This window comes from Catellatospora sp. NPDC049111 (assembly GCF_040648615.1).
Taxonomy (GTDB): Bacteria; Actinomycetota; Actinomycetes; order Mycobacteriales; family Micromonosporaceae; genus Catellatospora; species Catellatospora aurea.
Map to the genome: position 1 here is coordinate 90372 of NZ_JBEZEB010000013.1, position 16792 is coordinate 107163.

Here is a 16792-nt window from a genome sequence, read left to right on the forward strand (position 1 = left end):
CTCCTGGGATCGTCGCGGGTCGATAATTAACAGTCAATAAGCCTTACTATTAATTCCCACCAATTGAGACGATGCGCCGACGACACGGCCCGCTCGCCTGACGCGAGCGGGCCTGTGCTGCCGGTACGTGACTACTCGACGTCCGCGCCGACGCGCTCCGGCTGACGCTGCGCCGGAACGGCGAGCTCGGCGTCACGGCGGCCGTTGGCGTACTCAGCCAGCTCGGGGTCACCCTCGTGCCGGCGCTGCTCGGCCTGCTCCTCGTGCGCCTCGGCCACGGCCTCCTCGCCCTGCGGCGGGCCCTCCAGCTCCAGCACCGCCTCGACCTGCTCCGCCTGCACCTCGACCTCGTCGGGCTCGGCAGCCGAGTGGCGGGGGTTCGGGCGCATCTGCACGCGCGGGTACTCGCCGGTCTCGACCCCGCCGACGGCGGCGGCCATGACGGCGGCGGCGGCCAGGTTGGCCACTCGCTCCGCCTCGCGCTGCACCCGGGCCCGCACCGCCACGGCGTGGCGCTCGGCGGACTCGGCCGAACGCCGGGCCTCCTCCAGCCGATGCAGCTCGTGGTTGAGCTCCTGGGTGGTCTCGCTGAGGCGCTGCTGCAGCTGGGCCACGTCGCGCTCGGCGGTGGCGCCGTCCTGGCGCGACTGCACCAGGCGCTGCTGGGCGATGTCGAGCTCGGCCTGCAGCTGGGCCAGCGCCTGGCGGCGGGCCCGGATCTCCTGCTGCACGACGGTGAGCTGCTGCTGGTGCGCGGCGTTCTGGTCGTCGGCGCGGCGGCGCAGGTCGGCCGCGTGCTGCTGGGCCTCGGCGTGCAGCGCGGCGTTCTTCTGGTTCACCGCGGTGCGCTGGCCGGCCAGCTCACGCTCGGCGGCCGCGCGCAGCTCGACGAGCTCGCGCTCGACGTTGGCCTTCCACTGCGAGACCTCCTGCTGGGTCTGCGCGCGGGCGGCCTCGACCTCCTGCTGCACCCGGACGCGAGCCGCCTCGACCAGCGCGTCGGCCTCGGCACGGGCGTGCTCGGCCTGCTGGGCGTTCTGGTCGTGCACCCGCTTGAGCTCCTGCTCGGCGCGCTCCAGGGCGCCCTCGCTCTCGGCGCGCAGCCGGTCGGCCTGCTCCCGGGCGTCGGAGAGGATCTTCTCCGCCTCATCCTTGTGGTGGGCCATCTGCTGGGCCGTGGTGGTGGTGATCGCCTCGGCCTGCTTCTCGGCCAGCTCCAGGATCTGGTCCACCATCGGGCCCAGGTGGCGGAAAGACGCCCGCTCGACCTGCGCCGGGCGCTGGCGCAGCTCGGCCAGCTCGGACAGGTCGGTGTGCTGGCGCTTCAGCCGCTCGGTCAGGTCGCGGACCTGCCCGAGGGCGCGCTCGCGCTCTGCCGACAGCGACGACACCTCGGCGTTGATGCGCGCGATGTACTGCTCGACCTGCCGCTGGTCGTAGCCGCGCAGTTTGACCTCGAAGTCGGGCCGTGCCGCCAGGTCGTCGCGTAGTGCGAGCACGTCCTCGTCCTGAGACATACGTCTTCCTCCACAAGATCACGATCGCGTCGGCCGGTGGTGGCCGCGCCGCCGGGGGTAGCGGTGCGTTCGGCGTACCCGCCTGCGCATCCGCAGACGGTACCGGCGTCCCTATGTTCGCCGTCACCCCGCCCCGCCACCAGTCCACCGACCGTTCACGTTTGTGTCGGATCGGGGCCTGCCGGACAGGTTGGCACCACAGTTGAGCCAGATAGGCTTGCCTATGGCACCATCGTGGTGCCATAGTGGTGCCATGGAACTGACGCCCTACGTGGAGAAGCTCCGGGCGGAGCTGGCAGTCGCGGCCGAGACCGGCGGCGCGGAGGCCCGCGCCCTCGCCGAGCGCCTGACCGTGCCGCTGGAGTCGGCGATCCGGCTCACGCTGCTGGAGGCGATCTCGGCCGCCGCCGACGAGATCACCCGCGACCTCGCGCCCGGCTCGGTCGAGGTGCGGCTGCGCGGGCTCAACCCGGTCTTCGTGGTGAACACCCGGCAGAGCCCGCCCGAGGAGCACCCGGTTGCCCCCGCCGCCGCACCGGCCTGGGACGAGACCACCGGGGAGAAGGGCGCGACCTCGCGCATCAACCTGCGCCTGCCCGACGAGCTGAAGGCGCGCATCGACGAGGCCGCCGCCCGCGAGCGGCTGTCGGCCAACTCCTGGCTGGTCCGGGCTGCCGCGGCCGCGTTGGACGCCACCGCCGCGCCGCGCCCCGCAGCCCGCCCCAGCGGCACGGACCTCGGCCAGCGCTACACCGGCTGGGCGCGCTGACCCTGCCCCGCCACCCACCCCCGCCCACCAGCGGATTCACCGAACAGACCGAGGTAAGGGGAGCACCATGCCCACTTTCGCCACACCCGATCCGATCACCGTGTCCGTCAGCGTCATCGCCGCCGACGTGCGCATCGTCGCGACCGAGCGCACCGACACCGTGGTCGAGGTGCGTCCCGCCGACAACGGCAGCAAATCGATCAAGTTGGCCGAGCAGACCCGCGTGGAGTACGCCGACGGCCGCCTGCTCATCAAGACGCCCAAGCACCTCGGCACGCTGATCGGCCGCACCGGCTCCCTCGACGTCGACATCCACCTGCCCGCCGGGTCGGCCCTCGACGGCGACTCGGGCCTCGGCGACCTGCACGTCGACGGCCCGCTGGGCGACTGCCGCTACAGCTCCGGCTACGGCCGGCTGCACTTCCAGCAGACCGGCAACCTGCGCGCCAGCACCGGCGCGGGCGAGATCAGCGCCGACCTGGTGTCCGGGGACGCCGACCTGTCCACCGGTGCCGGGCGCACCCGCGTCGGCGTCGTCGCGGGCAACGCGGTCATCAAGAGCTCGACCGGCGGCTGCGAGGTCGGCACGATCGCCGGCACCGGCCGGATCAACGGCGCCGACGGCCCCATCACCGTCGGCCGGGCCGCCGCCGAGCTGACCGCCAAGACCGCCAACGGCGACGTCACCGTCGACCGGGCCGAGGGCGGGCTCACCGCCAAGACCGCGTTCGGCGACATCCGTGTCGGCGCGGCGGTGCGCGGCACGCACGTGCTGGAGACCTCCGCCGGGCGCATCGACGTCGGCATCCCCGAAGGCACCGCGGCCTGGCTGGACCTGAGGTCGAGCCGCTCGGTGCGCAACACCCTCGACAACGTGCCCGGCCCGGAGGAGTCCGACGAGCGCGTCGAGGTGCGCGCCCGGACCCACTGGGGCGACATCACCATCCGCCGCTCCTGAGAGGACACTCCCCCATGCCCACCCCCGCGAACGCCATCGAGGTCGCCGGCCTGCGCAAGGCGTACGGTGACAAGACCGTTCTGGACGGCATCGACCTGCAGGTCCCCGCCGGCACCGTATTCTCCCTGCTCGGGCCCAACGGCGCCGGCAAGACCACGATGGTCAACATCCTGTCCACCCTGCTGCGCCCCGACGCCGGCCGGATCCGGGTGGCGGGCCACGACCCGGCCACCCATCCCGACGACGTACGCGCCGCGATCGGCCTGACCGGACAGTTCTCCGCATTGGACACCTTCCTCACCGGCGCGGAGAACCTGGCCTTGATGGCCGACCTGAACCACCTCGACCGCCGCGAGGGCCGCCGCCGCGTCGCCGACCTGCTGGAGCGCTTCGACCTGACCGAGGCGGCGGCGAAACCGGCCACCACCTACTCGGGCGGCATGAAGCGCCGGCTCGACCTGGCCATGACCCTGGTCGGCAACCCGCGGGTGGTGTTCCTCGACGAGCCGACCACCGGCCTGGACCCGCGCAGCCGCCGGACCATGTGGGACAGCATCCGCGCCCTGGTCGCCGACGGCGTCACCATCTTCCTCACCACGCAGTACCTGGAGGAGGCCGACCAGCTCGCCGACCGGGTAGCCCTGCTCGACCACGGCCGCATCATCGCCGAGGGCACCCCAGCCGAACTCAAGCGGCTCATCCCCGGCGGGCACCTCCGACTGCGCTTCGCCGGACTCGCCGAGCTGGAGGCCGCCACCCGCCTGTTCGGCACCTCGACCCGCGACGACGACGCGCTCACCCTGCAGGTGCCCAGCGACGGCGGCGTCCGCTCGCTGCGCGAGGTGCTGGAACGGCTCGACGGAGCGTCCGTCGAGATCGCCGAGCTGACCGTGCACACCCCCGACCTCGACGACGTCTTCCTCACCCTGACCGGCCGGCCCGAGGCCGCCACCCTCCAAGGAGCGGACAACCGATGAGCACCACCGCGTACGCCCTGCGCGACTCGTCCACCATGCTGCGGCGCTACCTGCTGCGCGCCCGCCGCTACCCGCTGATCGGCTTCCTGATCGGCATCCCGGTCATCATGCTGCTGCTGTTCGTGTACGTCTTCGGCGGCACGCTCGGCGACGGCATCGCCGCGGGCGGCGGCCGGGCCGCGTACGCCAACTACGTCACCCCCGGCATCCTGCTGCTCGCCATCGCCAGCGCGCCGCAGCTCACCGCGATCGGCGTGGCGCAGGACATGACCGAGGGCATCATCGCCCGGTTCCGCACCATGGCCATCTTCCGGCCCGCCGTGCTCACCGGGCACGTGCTGGGCAACCTGGTGCAGCTCGTCGTCGCCCTGGCCGTCGTCGTCGGCGTCGCGGTGCTCGTCGGCTTCCGCCCGAACGCGACCCCGGTCGAGTGGCTGGCCGCCGCCGGGCTGCTGACCTTGGTCTCGTTCGCCGTGACCTGGTTCGGCGTGGCCTGCGGGCTGACCGCGCGCACCGTCGAGTCGGCCAGCAACCTGCCCATGCCGTTGATCCTGCTGCCGTTCCTGGGCAGCGGCTTCGTGCCCACCGACTCCATGCCGAGCGGCGTGAGCTGGGCCGCCGAGTACCAGCCGTTCACGCCGGTCATGGAGACGCTGCGCGGCCTGCTGCTGGGCACGGGCATCGGCGACAGCGGCTGGCTGGCGCTGGCCTGGAGCCTTGCCATCACGGTGTTCTGCTACATCTGGGCCAAGCGCCGCTTCAACCGCGAAGGCGCCTGAACCCGGACCGCTGTTGCGCCGGTGGGTGCAGAGCAAGGCTTTGGGTGCAGAGCAAATGCGTTCCGCACCACATACGGCGGCGGCCACGGGACTTCCCGGCGGCCGCCGCCGCGCACTCGCCCCGGACCATGCTTGATCGTTCGACTTGCCGGGCAGATGTGCGAATCATGAACGCGCTTTCGACCAGGTGCCCGGCAAGTCGAACGATCGAGGCGGATCCGGGGCCGCTGCGGGGAGAAGGCGGCAGGCCGTGGGTCGCGGGCATCGCGCTAACCTGCCGGGATGAGCGATGCCGCTGCACCCCCTGAACGCCGTGGCTCGGCCATCTTCGCGGGCCTGATCGGGGCCGTCGCCGGCCTGTCCCTGGCCGCGTCCTGGGGCGTCGCCGCGATGGCGGCGGGCGCGCTGGCGGGCGCGGTGCTGCTCGGGCTGGTCGACGTGCTGGCGCGGGCACGGCAGCGGCCGGGCGAGATCCCGGCATTGTGGTCGCGCATCGTGATGAGCGCCGCGCTGGCCGCGCCGTGCGGCTGGGCGATGGCCGCGCTGGGCGCGAACTCGCTGCTGATCGGTGTCGTCACCGGCGGGGTGGCGGGGCTGCTGGGCGTACGCCCGCACAAGGTCGTGCTCGGCCCGCTGGTCGGCGCGGCCCTCGGCTGGGCGATGGCGGGCGTGCCGGGCGCGATCGTGGCGGCGGTGACCGTCGCGGTGTTCCGCGTCCTGTCCGCGCTGCTGTTCCGCGACCCGCAGGTGAGCCTGCTGGCCGAGCGGGTCGATGCGGCCCGGCTGCCGTTCGTGGTGCCGCTGGCCGCCCGCACCCGCTACGTCGGCACCGGCTACGTCGCCGACCTGGCCGAGCGCCTCGGCGGCGAGCACCGGCCCGACCACGCCGACATCGGCATCGTCGCCTCGCTGGACGAGCTGGCCGGGCCGGGTTTCGACCCCTCCGGCGCCGATCCGCTGGTGCGCGAGTTCTACGAGCACACCACCCGGTTCACCCTCGACATCGAGCCGCGCTGGCGGGCCTGGGTCCGGCCCGGCTACCTGCTCTACCGGCACCTGCTGGCCCGGCCGCTGGGGCAGGCCGACGTGCCGATGAACCAGCGCGAGACCCAGCGCGGGGTGCGCAGCCGGATCGACACGGTCAGCGTGGACGGCGAGGTCACGGTGCGCGGCTGGATCCGTTCGTACGCCGACACCGACGCGCCCATCTACGTTGGCGTGTACACCACGTACCGGCACGACGGGCGCGGCTATGTCAGCGTGGGTTTTCCTCTGCCGCAGGCCAGCTTCACCGCCACCCTGGAACCCCGGACCCGGCCGGGCGGCGGGCTGGTGCTGACCAGCCGCAGCAAGCTGGACCAGCCCGGCCACTACCTGACCTTCGTCGACCCGGCTGACCAGCGGCTGACCGCCATGGCGGTGCACGGCTTCGCCGAGGACCTCGACGTCTACGTACAGGACGGGCAGTTGCGGGCAGAGCACGCGTTCCGGGTGTTCGGCCTGCCGTTCCTGGTCCTGCACTACCGCATCAGCCGCAAACCCACGGCTTGAGCCGGCCCATGATCTGTTTTTGTGGACGATAGACGTCGTCATAGCAACGTCCATCGTCCACAAAAACAGATCATGCAGCTCGGCAGCCGAAGGCCTATGGTTCATGTGGGGCAAAGCGGACAGACTGTGGCCGAAAAAGGCCGTGGCCGACGGCCGTGCCGACACGGGGATGCGGTCAAGCCGAGGGTCCGTGGCCGGTCGCTCACGGCCCGTAGCTTTACGTTGCTCGTACACGCAGCGCGAGCGATCCGGATCTCCGCCTGCCTAGGATCGGCGCATGGCGGAACGGGAGAAGGTCGCGCACCTGCTGCGGAGGGCAACGTTCGGGCCCACCGCCGACGAGGTGGATCGGGCCGAGCGGGCCGGATACCAGGCGACCGTCGAGGAACTGCTCACGCCGGCCGGCGCCGACCGGGGCGCGCAGCGCACGCCCGCGCCGAAGCTGGGGGCGGACCCCTACACGGACCTGCCCAAGAAGCCGAGCCGGGAGCAGCGCCAGCGCGCCCAGCAGGCCCGCAAGGAGCAGGTGCAGCAGCTCACCCAGTGGTGGGTGGACCGGATGGTCGCCGCTGATCACCAGTTCACCGAGAAGCTGGTCTTCTTCTGGCACGGGCACTGGGCCACCAGCGTGCAGAAGGTCAAGTCGGCCGGGTTGATGCTGGCGCAGCAGGAGACCTTCCGGCGCGACGGCCGGGGCGACTTCGGAGTGCTGGTGCGGGCGATGCTGCGCGACGGCGCGCTGATCCACTGGCTGGACGGGCAGCGCAACACCCGCAAGGCCCCCAACGAGAACCTGGCCCGCGAGCTGATGGAGCTGTTCACGCTCGGCATCGGCGCGTACACCGAAGCCGACGTCAAGGCCGCGGCCCGCGCGCTGACCGGCTGGACCGTGGACCGGGTCGACGGCACGGCCACCTTCCAGCAGGCCCGCCACGACCCCGGCAAGAAGACGGTGCTCGGGCGCACCGGCCCACTGGACGCCGACACGCTCGCCGGGGTCATTCTGGAGCAGCCCGCCGCGAAGACGTTCCTGCCCGCGCGGCTGTGGTTCCGGTTCGCCTCCGGCGAGCCCATGCCTGAGGGCGTACGCGATCGGCTGTCGGCCGCGTTCGCCGGGCACGACGTCACCGCGCTGGTCCGGGCGCTGCTGCTGGACGAGCAGTTCGCGACGACCGGTGGGCAGCTGGTCAAGCAGCCGGTGGAGTGGCTGGTCGGCGCGGTGCGCCAGCTCGGCGTCGCCGCGGCGGCCGACAAGCAGCGCAAGCAGCTCTACCAGGGTCTCAACCGGCTCGACCAGGTGCCGTTCAAGCCGCCGAGCGTCGGCGGCTGGCCGTCGGGCACGGCCTGGCTCAACACGTTCGCCACGCAGACCCGGGTGCAGCTGGCGCAGGCCCTGACCGCCGCGGCGAGCCCCACGTTCCTGGAGCGGCTGTCGGCCGCACCGGTCGCCGGCCGGCCCGAGGCGCTGGCCCGGCTGCTGGTCGTGGACGCCTGGACCGACCGCACCCGCAAGGTGCTGGCCGAAGCCGCCAAGGACGCCAAGAAGCTGACCGTGCTGGGGCTGATCAGCCCCGAGTACGCGGTGCACTGAGAGTTCGAGGAGACGACCGATGGACACCACGACCCGGCGAAAGTTCCTGATCGCCAGCGGCGTCGTCGGCGGCGCGGCGCTGGCCGCGGGCGCGACGACACTGGCCCTGTCCGACATCCTCGACACCGCCGGCGACCGCCCGGACGGCGCGAAGACGCTGGTCGTCATCACGCTGTACGGCGGCAACGACGGCCTCAACACCGTCATCCCGTACGCCGACCGCGCCTACCAGGACGCCCGCCCCGAGCTGGCCTACGACGGCGGCGAGGTGCTCAAGCTCGACGACGCCACCGGCCTGAACCCGGCCCTGAAGGGCCTGCACGAGCTGTTCGGCGGCAAGAAGCTGGCGATCGTCCGCGGCGTCGGCTACCCCAAGCCCGACCGCAGCCACTTCCGCTCGATGGACATCTGGCAGACCGCGAACCCCGAGCGGCCCGGCAATACCGGCTGGATCGGCCGGTGGCTCGACGGTGCGGGCGGTGACCCGCGGCTGGCCGTGTCGTTCGAGAAGGTGCTCCCGCCGCTGCTGGCCGGTGAACGCAGTGCGGGCGCGGTGATCGGCGCGGCCGACGTGAAGCTGCCCAAGGCGGTCACCGCCGACGCGCTCGCCGGGTTCGCCGCGCCGTCGGCCGGGGAGCCGCCGCTGCAGGCGCGGGCCGCGGCGTGCTTCGGCGACCTGGCCCGGGTGCGGGAGATGGCCCAGCAGGTCAAGGACGCCGACGGCGACGACAACGGCGACGACGAGAAGGTCCCGGCGACCGGCACCGGCGGCCTGGCCGGGCTGCAGGCGCAGCTCGACCTGGTCGCGCAGTGCATCGAGGCCGGGGTGTCGACCCGGATGTTCTCGGTGTCGCTGGGCGGCTTCGACACCCACGCCGACGAGCGCGATCTGCAGGAGACGCTGCTGTCCTACCTGGACAAGGGCCTGACCGCGTTCTACAGGCGGATCACGGCGCATCCGGCGGGCAAGGACGTGGTGGTGCTGGTGTACTCCGAGTTCGGGCGGCGGGTGCGGGCCAACGCCTCGGACGGCACCGACCACGGCACGGCGTCCAACGTGTTCGTGCTGGGCGAGTCGATCCCCGGCGGCCTGTACGGCGAGCAGCCCAGCCTCACCGACCTCGACGACGGGGATCTGAAGTTCACGACCGACTTCCGCGACGTGTACGCCAGTGCCCTGGACCGGGTGCTGCAGGCCGACCCGCAGGCGGCGCTGCAGGGCTGGAAGGGCCGACTGGACTGGTGGTGACGGCGGGGATGGTGCGGGCGACGGCGATGGCTTAGCTTCATGCGCATGTCTCGAAAGATCGCCGCCGTCCTCGCCGCGGTGGCCGTGGCCGTGCTACTGCCCTCCCCCGCGCAGGCACACGGCCAGCTGGCCTTCTCCGACCCCGCCGACCGCAGCACCGTGACCGAGCCTCGTGAGAGCGTGCGGCTGGTGTTCACCGAGAAGCCGACCCAGGCCGCGTACTTCACGGTGAAGGCGCCCGACGGCACCCGTGTCGACCACGGCTGGTCGGGTGGCGAGCCCAAGCCCCTGCCCACCCCCGTGCAGGAGCTGACGCTGCGCGACGGCAACTGGGAACCCCAGCTCTACAAGATCGGGTTCCCGACCGTGATCCCCGTGTCGCACTGGCCGCAGACCGGCGTCTACACCATCACCTACCTGTCGGTGGCCTCCGACGGCGACAAGGTCAGCGGTGAGATCCGCTTCGACTACCAGGGCAGGCTGACCGCTGCCCCAGCCGGCTGGACCGCGCCGACCAACCAGCCCGACCCGCAGCTGCTCGGCCAGACCGCGCCGCCGCAGCAGCCCGCCGGGTCGGGGAACGCGACGTCCGGCGTCGAGGCTGCCCCAGCCCCCGATCCGGCCTCGACGACGTGGCCCTACTGGGTGCTGGCCGGGCTCGTGGCGGCGCTGGTCGTCGGCGGCGTGCTCGTGCACCGGCGGCGCACCGCGCGCTGACCTCGGCCGGCCTCCCGCGTCGCACCCGCTGTGCGACGCGGGAGGACCGACGTCCGTGAATCTCGTTCACAGGCGCGCCCGCAGGGGCGCGCGGCCGAGGGGGACGAGATGACCCGGATCGTCGAGAAGGTGCAGGGTTCGGCTGCGGAGCGCCGCCTCCAGCAGGCCCACGGGACCACCGAGCGGGCGCAGCGCTTCTACGACCAGCAGATGCTGGACCACCTCAACGAGCGGATGGCGGAGTTCGTCAGCCGCCAGGAGATGATGTTCGTCGCGACGTCCGACGCCGCCGGGGAGTGCGACAACACGTTCCGGGCCGGGCCCGCGGGCTTCGTGCACGTGCTCGACGCCACCCACCTGACCTGGCCGGAGTACCGCGGGAACGGGGTGATGGCGAGCCTGGGCAACATCACCGAGAACGGCCACGTGGGACTGCTGTTCGTCGACTTCGTCACCGACGTCATCGGCCTGCACGTCAACGGCCGAGCGACGGTCCTGGAGGACGGGCCGGCCCGGGCCGCCTTCCCGGACCTGCCGGTCGACACGGTCCCGGGACGGCGGCCCGAGCGCTGGGTGGTGGTCGACGTGCAGGAGGCCTACATCCACTGCGCCAAGCACATCCCACGGATGACCAAGGCGCCGAGCAAGCGGGAATGGGGCACCGACGATGTGCGGCGCAAGGGAGGCGACTTCTTCGGCGCGGCGGCCGGCGCCGCCGCGCGCACCGCGTCGCCGGTCGACGCCGCCCGCCCCACCCTGCTGCGGCGCTGGCTGCGGCGGATGAAGCCCAGCGGCCGGGTCGATTCGGCCGCCGGCACCCGATGACCCGGCCGGTGGTCAGCTCGGCGGGGTGACCAGGCCCAGTTCGTACGCGGTGATGACGAGCTGGACGCGGTCGCGGGCGGCCAGCTTGGTGAGCAGGCGGGCCACGTGCGACTTGGCGGTGGCCGGGGAGATGAACAGCTCCTGGGCGATCTCGCCGTTGGACAGCCCGCGCCCGATCAGGGTGAGCACCTCGCGTTCCCGGTCGGTGATGCCGGGATCGGGGCGGGCCGCCCGGGGCGCGGCCGGTCCGGCGGCGAAGTCCGCGATGAGGCGGCGAGTGACGCTCGGCGCGATCAGGGCGTCCCCGGCCGCGACGACCCGGATCGCGGCCAGGATGTCGTCGAGTGCCATGTCCTTGACCAGGAACCCGCTGGCCCCGGCGCGCAGCGCACCATAGACGTGCTCGTCCTCGTCGAAGGTGGTGAGCATGAGCACCCGGGCGGGGCCCGACGCGGCGGTGATCTGCCGGGTGGCCTCGATGCCGTCCATGCCGGGCATGCGGATGTCCATCACGACCACGTCGGGGCGCTCCTGGGCGGTCAACCGGACCGCGTCCGCGCCCGTACCGGCCTCCGCGACTACGGCCAGGTCGGACGTCTCGTTGATCAGCACCCGCAGCCCGGACCGCACCAGCGGCTGGTCGTCGGCGAGCAGCACCCGGACCGTCATCGCGCGACCGCCCTGGCAGCGGGCGGGTCCGCCGGTGCGTGTTCCGGGGTCGCCTGCACCGGCCCGGCCGCCGACGACGCCTCCGGCGCGGCGGCCACCGGTTCGGGCAGCGGGAACCGGGCGGTGACCAGAAACCCGCCGTGCTCGCCCGGCCCGGCGGTGAACTCGCCGCCGAGCAGGGCGACCCGTTCCCGCATGCCGGTGATGCCGTAGCCGGATCCGGGCTGCGGGCAGCCGCGACCCTCGTCGGCGATCGTCAGGCGCAGCTCGGTGTCGCGGTAGTCGACGGTGACCGCGCACCGGGGCGTCGCCGCGTGGCGTACCACGTTGGTGACGGCCTCCTGCACCACCCGGTATGCCGACAGCTCCAGGTCGCCGGGCAGCGGCCGCCGGTGGCCGCGCCAGTCCAGGTCGACCCGCACTCCCGCACCCGCTGTCGTCGCGGCCAAACGGTCCAGGTCGGCCAGCGTCGGCGCGGGCGGCGCGACGTCGCCGTCCCGGCGCAGCCCGACCAGCATGCGCCGCAGCCCCGCGAGGCTCTCCCGGCTGGTGTCCTCGATGGCCCGCAGGGCGTTGCGTGCCTCGTCGGGCTGCGAGTCGATGACGCGGCGGCCCATGCCCGCCTGGATGGCGATGACGCCGACGCTGTGCGCGACCATGTCGTGCAGCTCCCGGGCGATGCGCAGCCGCTGTTCGGCGGCGGCCTGATCGGCGGCCCGCGCCCGGATCGCCTCGGCGTGCTCGCGGCGGGTGCGCACCGAGTTGCCGACGGTCCAAGCGAAGGCCATGGCCAGGGTGGGGATCTCGAACTCGAACACGGGCGTGTTCAGCCCGTTGCCGTACCCGATGAGGACCTGGACCAGCAGCGCGACGAACGCCACGGTGGCGGAGACACGCCGCGAGCGGTTCGCCGCGACCACGGCCACGGCGAGGTCGACGGCGATGAGCTCCAGGTAGCGCATGTCGGTGAGGTACGCGACCTGCTCGGTGTGGATCGCGACCGTGGTCAGGGCCGAGCCGACCAGCAGCACGCCCAGCGCGGCCAGCGGGCGGCGGCGCAGCAGCGCGAACGGCAGCGCCAGCGCCAGCGCGGGCAGCAGGTGGCGCATCGACAGCCACGGCACCAGGTCGATGCTCCCGCCGCCGGCGCCGTCGGCGACCACGACGTACAGCAGGACCGGCGACGCCAGCGCACCGGTCCACGCGAGCACGGCACGCGACCACCCGGCGGCGGAGCGGCGGGCCTTCGGGCCAGGGGTGATGGGGTCCACCCGGTGAGGGTAGCCAGCTCGGCGGGGTGCGGCATCCGCCCGCGGGCGTACGCCCACGGGATGCCACTCGTCCCGTGGTTGCCGTCCGCGGCCCGATGCCGGCCGCCGCCGGGCCGGACAGGATCGTTCCCATGATCGAAGTCATCGGCCTGACCAAGCGCTACGGCGGCAAGACCGCCGTCGACGACCTGTCCTTCACCGTGCGCCCCGGGCACGTGACCGGCTTCTTGGGACCGAACGGCGCCGGCAAGACCACCACGCTGCGGGTCATCCTGGGCCTGGACGCGCCCACGTCCGGCGCGGCGACGGTCGGCGGGGTCCTGTTCGGCTCGCACCGGCGCGGCCTGCACCACGTCGGCGCGCTGCTCGACGCGCAGCAGGTGCACGGCGGGCGCAGCGCCACGGCCCACCTGACCGCGCTGGCCCGCAGCAACGGCATCGGGCGGCGGCGTGTCGCCGAGGTCCTGGCCGAGGTCGGCCTGACCGACGCGGCCCACCGCCGCGTGGGCGGCTTCTCGCTGGGCATGAAGCAGCGGCTGGGCATCGCGGCGGCGCTTTTGGGCGACCCGCCGGTGCTGATGTTCGACGAGCCGATCAACGGCATGGACCCGGAGGGCGTGCGCTGGGTGCGCCACCTGTTCCGGCGGCTGGCCGCGCAGGGCCGCACCGTGTTCCTGTCCAGCCACCTGATGACCGAGATGGAGCACACCGCCGACCACCTCGTGGTCATCGGCCAGGGGCGGCTGATCGCCGCCGAGCCGCTGCGCGCGTTCGCCGACCGGGGCACGCGGCAGCGGGTCACCGTACGCACCCCGCAGCCCGCCGTGCTCGCCGCGGCCCTGACCGCGGCGGGCGCGAGCGTCGACACCGCGCCCGACCACCTCGCCGTACGCGGGCTGTCCGCCGACCGCATCGGCGCGCTCGCCTTCGCCAACGCCGTCGAACTGCACGAGCTGACCACCCGCACCACCAGCCTGGAGGAAGCCTTCATGGAGATCACCGCCGGTCACGCCGACCACCTGGCCGGGTCCCGATGACCACGTCCCCGCACCCGGCCCCGTCCGCTGTACGCGCCGCGGCACCGCGGGCCCGCTTCACCGACCTGGTCGCCGCCGAGTGGATCAAGCTGTGGTCGCTGCGATCCACCCCGTGGACGCTCGGCCTGGCCACGCTGTTCGTCATCGGCGCGGCCGCGCTGGCCGCCAAGGCCGACTACGACAACTTCCCGTCCTACGACCCCGAGGCGCAGCGTGAGCACATGTTCTCCCTCGGCGACGCGTTCCCGCAGGAGGGTTACCTGACGCTGATGCTGGTCGCGGCGAGCCTTGGCGCACTGACCATGGTGTCGGAGTACGGCAGCGGCCTGATCCGGACCACGACGGCGGCGGTGCCCGCCCGCGGGGCGGTCGTGCTGGCCAAGGCGGTCGTCACGGCAGCGGTCTGGACCATGACCGGCGTCGTCGTGGCCGTCGGCTCGTTCGCGGTGTCACAGGCGATCCTCGCCGGGCGCGACGCCGCGGTGTCCATCTCGGACCCCGTCTCGCTGCGCGCCGTGGCCGCCTCCGCTCTGCTCGCCCCCGTGTGCGCGCTCATCGGACTCGGTCTGGGCGTGCTGATCCGGCACGCCGCCACCACCATGGTCACCGGCGCGTTCCTGCTGCTGATGCTCCCGACGATGTTCTCCTCGGACAAACGCTGGTCGGCCGAACTGGGCCACCTGATGCCCGGCATCGCCTGGAACCGCCTCACCACCGACTGGATGCCGCCCCCACACCCCGGCTACTACCCCGCCACCGTCACCGAATCCTGGCTCGTCCTGGCCGCCTGGCCGCTGGCCCTGCTCATCCCCGCCCTCCTCACCATCCGCCGCCGCGACGTCTGAAAGGAAGGGCACCTTCACAACGCTCCGCGTTGTAGAAGGTGCCCTTCCCATCGCCGGGAGGTGACGGCCTGCGGCTGTCGGGATGTGCGCACATCGAAGCAGGTGCAGGCCGCGCGTCTCGCGGTTCGGCGGAACGGATGACGCGCCTTCCCCGCCAGCGGCGGGGCGACTACCATCGGCGCTGTTCTCGACGGTGCAAGCTGCGCGGGAACGTCGACCCGGGCCGGCGGGAGTCGCGGCGTTGAGAACACTGGGGTGAGGAGAACCTGCGATGACCGACAACCGGTTGAAGGGTCGGGTCAAGGGCCTGTTCAGCGGCCCGGCCGAGAACGAGCCGATCGAGCAGCAGGCCAGTGTGCTCGCGGACCCGGACGCCGAGCGGCAGGCGCTGCAGGTGCTGGTGCTGGCCCGGCGCACCGCCGACGAGCACGTCGCCACCGCGCAGGCCGAAGCCGACCGGATCAAGGGCGATGCCCGGGCCAAGGCCGACGACCTGGCCCGTGACGCGCGCGGCATCGTGGAGAGCGCCCGGCAGGACGCGGCGCAGATCCAGGCCGCCGCCCAGGCAAGGTCGGTGGAGATCAACCGCGAGGCGCAGGCGAACGCCGACACCGCCCGCCGGGAGACCGAGCAGATGATCGCCGAGGCGCGCTCCACCGCGACGAAGATCGTGGAAGCCGCCCAGGCCAAGGCCGACGAGCTGGAACGCGACGCCCTGCAGCAGTACGAGGACGTGGTGGGCAGCCTGGAGAACAAGCGCTCGGTGCTGCAGCGGCGCATCGAGGCGCTGCAGAACTTCGACCGCGACTACCGGGCCAGGCTGCGCAAGTTCATGAACAGCCAGCTGGACGCCCTCGACCTGGACGAGCACCCCGCGCCCGAGGGCGACGACGAGCTCGCCGAGGTCGCGGCGGGCCCGGAGCACAAGCAGCCCGCGGTGGTGCGCCGCCAGCCGGCCGCCGTCGTGGTGCCGCAGGAGCGCCGCCGCCCCTGAGCGGCGGCCCGCGGGTGGCATCATCACGAGCATGACCGCCGACCGATCCGACCGGGTGGCCGGCGCGCTGCTCGGCGTGCACGCCGGTGACGCGCTCGGCGCTACCGTCGAGTTCGACTCCTGGGAGTACATCCGGTTCCGGTATCCCGACGGCGTCCGGGAGATCACCGGCGGTGGCGTGTTCGAGTGGCCGCCGGGCCACGCCACCGACGACACCGACCTGACCCGTGCCGTCGCACTGGCCTATCTGGACCCGGGTGAGGACGTCGTGCTCGCCGCCGCCCGGCTGATGCTGAGCTGGTACGAGGGTGACTGGCCGGGCCGGGTGCCCGGCCGCCCGCCGGTGGACGTCGGCGGAGCCACCGAGGACGGGCTGCGCGCGTTCGCCCGTACCGGAGATCCGGACGGCTCCGGCGCGGGGCCTGGCCGGGCGGGGAACGGCTCGCTGATGCGCTGCATCCCGACCGCGCTGGCGGTGCGCGACCGCGAGCGGCGGATCCGGGAGTCGGTGCGGATCTCCGCGGTCACCCACTCCGACGTGCGGTGCACGGTCGCCTGCGCGGCGTACAACGAGATCGTCGCGGTGCTGGTCGACGGCGGCTCGGCGGCCGATGCCGTGGCCGCCGGGACGGCCGCCGCACAGGAGCTGGGCGAGCGGTCCGTGGTGGATGCCATCGCGCTGGGCGAGCGGCTGGACCTGGCCGAACTGGCCCGGACCGGGGTGACCGGCCTGCCCGACGACGGCAACGGATACGTGCTCGACTCTCTCGCGCTGGCGGTCGCCGCCGTGCTCGACTTCCGCGACCTGAGCGACGTGCTGATCGACATCGTCGCGCTGGGCAACGACAGCGACACCAACGCCGCGATCGCGGGCGGGCTGCTGGGGGCTCGGGACGGGGCGTCGTCCATCCCGGACGCATGGCTGTCGGTGCTGCAGTTCCGCACCGAGTTCACCGGCCTCGCCGCGGAGTTCGCCCGGCGCTGAACGCGGGTCGCGGCTCCCCTCCGACACTAATAACCTAACAAGGATCATGGCGTCGCGC

Annotated in this window: 16 protein-coding genes; 13 read left to right on the top strand and 3 right to left on the bottom strand. The window is 73.0% G+C overall.

From position 1 onward, the window contains the following. Positions 1–131: 131 nt before the first annotated feature. Positions 132–1517 carry a hypothetical protein gene (locus tag AB0B66_RS20155; RefSeq protein ID WP_360531646.1) on the bottom strand — a complete coding sequence of 462 codons (1386 nt, stop codon included), beginning with the start codon at positions 1515–1517 and terminating at the stop codon, positions 132–134. 253 nt (positions 1518–1770) lie between these two features. On the opposite strand from AB0B66_RS20155, the gene AB0B66_RS20160 reads away from it, so the two are divergent. The 9 genes from AB0B66_RS20160 to AB0B66_RS20200 all read left to right on the top strand — a co-directional run bounded on the left by AB0B66_RS20160 (position 1771) and on the right by AB0B66_RS20200 (position 10933). Beyond that, on the top strand, positions 1771–2286 hold the full coding sequence (locus AB0B66_RS20160) for a ribbon-helix-helix protein, CopG family (protein ID WP_360531649.1): 516 nt from the start codon (positions 1771–1773) through the stop codon (positions 2284–2286). A gap of 67 nt (positions 2287–2353) precedes the next feature. Further along, a complete protein-coding gene (locus tag AB0B66_RS20165; protein ID WP_360531652.1) occupies positions 2354–3244 on the top strand; it encodes a DUF4097 family beta strand repeat-containing protein in 891 nt (296 codons plus the stop codon). A 14-nt stretch (positions 3245–3258) separates the two neighbouring features. After that, positions 3259–4221: an ATP-binding cassette domain-containing protein gene (locus AB0B66_RS20170; protein ID WP_360531655.1), complete on the top strand. Its 963-nt coding sequence runs from the start codon at positions 3259–3261 to the stop codon at positions 4219–4221. After that, entirely contained in the window at positions 4218–5000 is a 783-nt protein-coding gene (locus AB0B66_RS20175) for an ABC transporter permease (protein ID WP_360531658.1), read from the top strand. Before AB0B66_RS20170 ends, AB0B66_RS20175 begins: the two co-directional genes overlap by 4 nt. Before the next feature lie 282 nt (positions 5001–5282). After that, positions 5283–6551, top strand: coding sequence for a hypothetical protein (locus tag AB0B66_RS20180; RefSeq protein WP_360531661.1), 1269 nt, complete (start codon positions 5283–5285; stop codon positions 6549–6551). 277 nt (positions 6552–6828) lie between these two features. Further along, positions 6829–8142 (top strand): DUF1800 domain-containing protein, encoded by a 1314-nt coding sequence (locus AB0B66_RS20185; RefSeq protein ID WP_360531663.1) that lies wholly within the window; start codon positions 6829–6831, stop codon positions 8140–8142. A 19-nt stretch (positions 8143–8161) separates the two neighbouring features. Further along, a complete protein-coding gene (locus AB0B66_RS20190) occupies positions 8162–9391 on the top strand; it encodes a DUF1501 domain-containing protein (protein ID WP_360531666.1) in 1230 nt (409 codons plus the stop codon). A gap of 45 nt (positions 9392–9436) precedes the next feature. After that, entirely contained in the window at positions 9437–10108 is a 672-nt protein-coding gene (locus tag AB0B66_RS20195; protein ID WP_360531668.1) for a copper resistance protein CopC, read from the top strand. A gap of 108 nt (positions 10109–10216) precedes the next feature. After that, complete coding sequence (locus AB0B66_RS20200) at positions 10217–10933, top strand: pyridoxamine 5'-phosphate oxidase family protein (protein WP_360531671.1); 717 nt, start codon at positions 10217–10219, stop codon at positions 10931–10933. A 12-nt stretch (positions 10934–10945) separates the two neighbouring features. Here the strand turns inward: AB0B66_RS20200 and AB0B66_RS20205 are convergent, their stop codons facing one another. Both AB0B66_RS20205 and AB0B66_RS20210 read right to left on the bottom strand, forming a co-directional pair. Then, a complete protein-coding gene (locus AB0B66_RS20205) occupies positions 10946–11602 on the bottom strand; it encodes a response regulator transcription factor (RefSeq protein WP_360531674.1) in 657 nt (218 codons plus the stop codon). Continuing rightward, positions 11599–12873: a sensor histidine kinase gene (locus AB0B66_RS20210; protein WP_360531677.1), complete on the bottom strand. Its 1275-nt coding sequence runs from the start codon at positions 12871–12873 to the stop codon at positions 11599–11601. Before AB0B66_RS20210 ends, AB0B66_RS20205 begins: the two co-directional genes overlap by 4 nt. 131 nt (positions 12874–13004) lie before the next feature. Here AB0B66_RS20210 and AB0B66_RS20215 point away from each other — a divergent pair, with 131 nt between their 5' ends. From AB0B66_RS20215 to AB0B66_RS20230, 4 genes are all read left to right on the top strand, one after another. Next, positions 13005–13910 carry an ATP-binding cassette domain-containing protein gene (locus tag AB0B66_RS20215; RefSeq protein ID WP_360531680.1) on the top strand — a complete coding sequence of 302 codons (906 nt, stop codon included), beginning with the start codon at positions 13005–13007 and terminating at the stop codon, positions 13908–13910. Continuing rightward, on the top strand, positions 13907–14755 hold the full coding sequence (locus AB0B66_RS20220) for an ABC transporter permease subunit (RefSeq protein ID WP_360531683.1): 849 nt from the start codon (positions 13907–13909) through the stop codon (positions 14753–14755). The genes AB0B66_RS20215 and AB0B66_RS20220 overlap by 4 nt, the downstream gene beginning before the upstream one ends. 271 nt (positions 14756–15026) lie before the next feature. Further along, entirely contained in the window at positions 15027–15749 is a 723-nt protein-coding gene (locus tag AB0B66_RS20225) for a hypothetical protein (protein ID WP_360531686.1), read from the top strand. A 31-nt stretch (positions 15750–15780) separates the two neighbouring features. After that, positions 15781–16734, top strand: coding sequence for an ADP-ribosylglycohydrolase family protein (locus AB0B66_RS20230; RefSeq protein ID WP_360531689.1), 954 nt, complete (start codon positions 15781–15783; stop codon positions 16732–16734). The last annotated feature ends 58 nt before the right edge of the window (positions 16735–16792 follow it).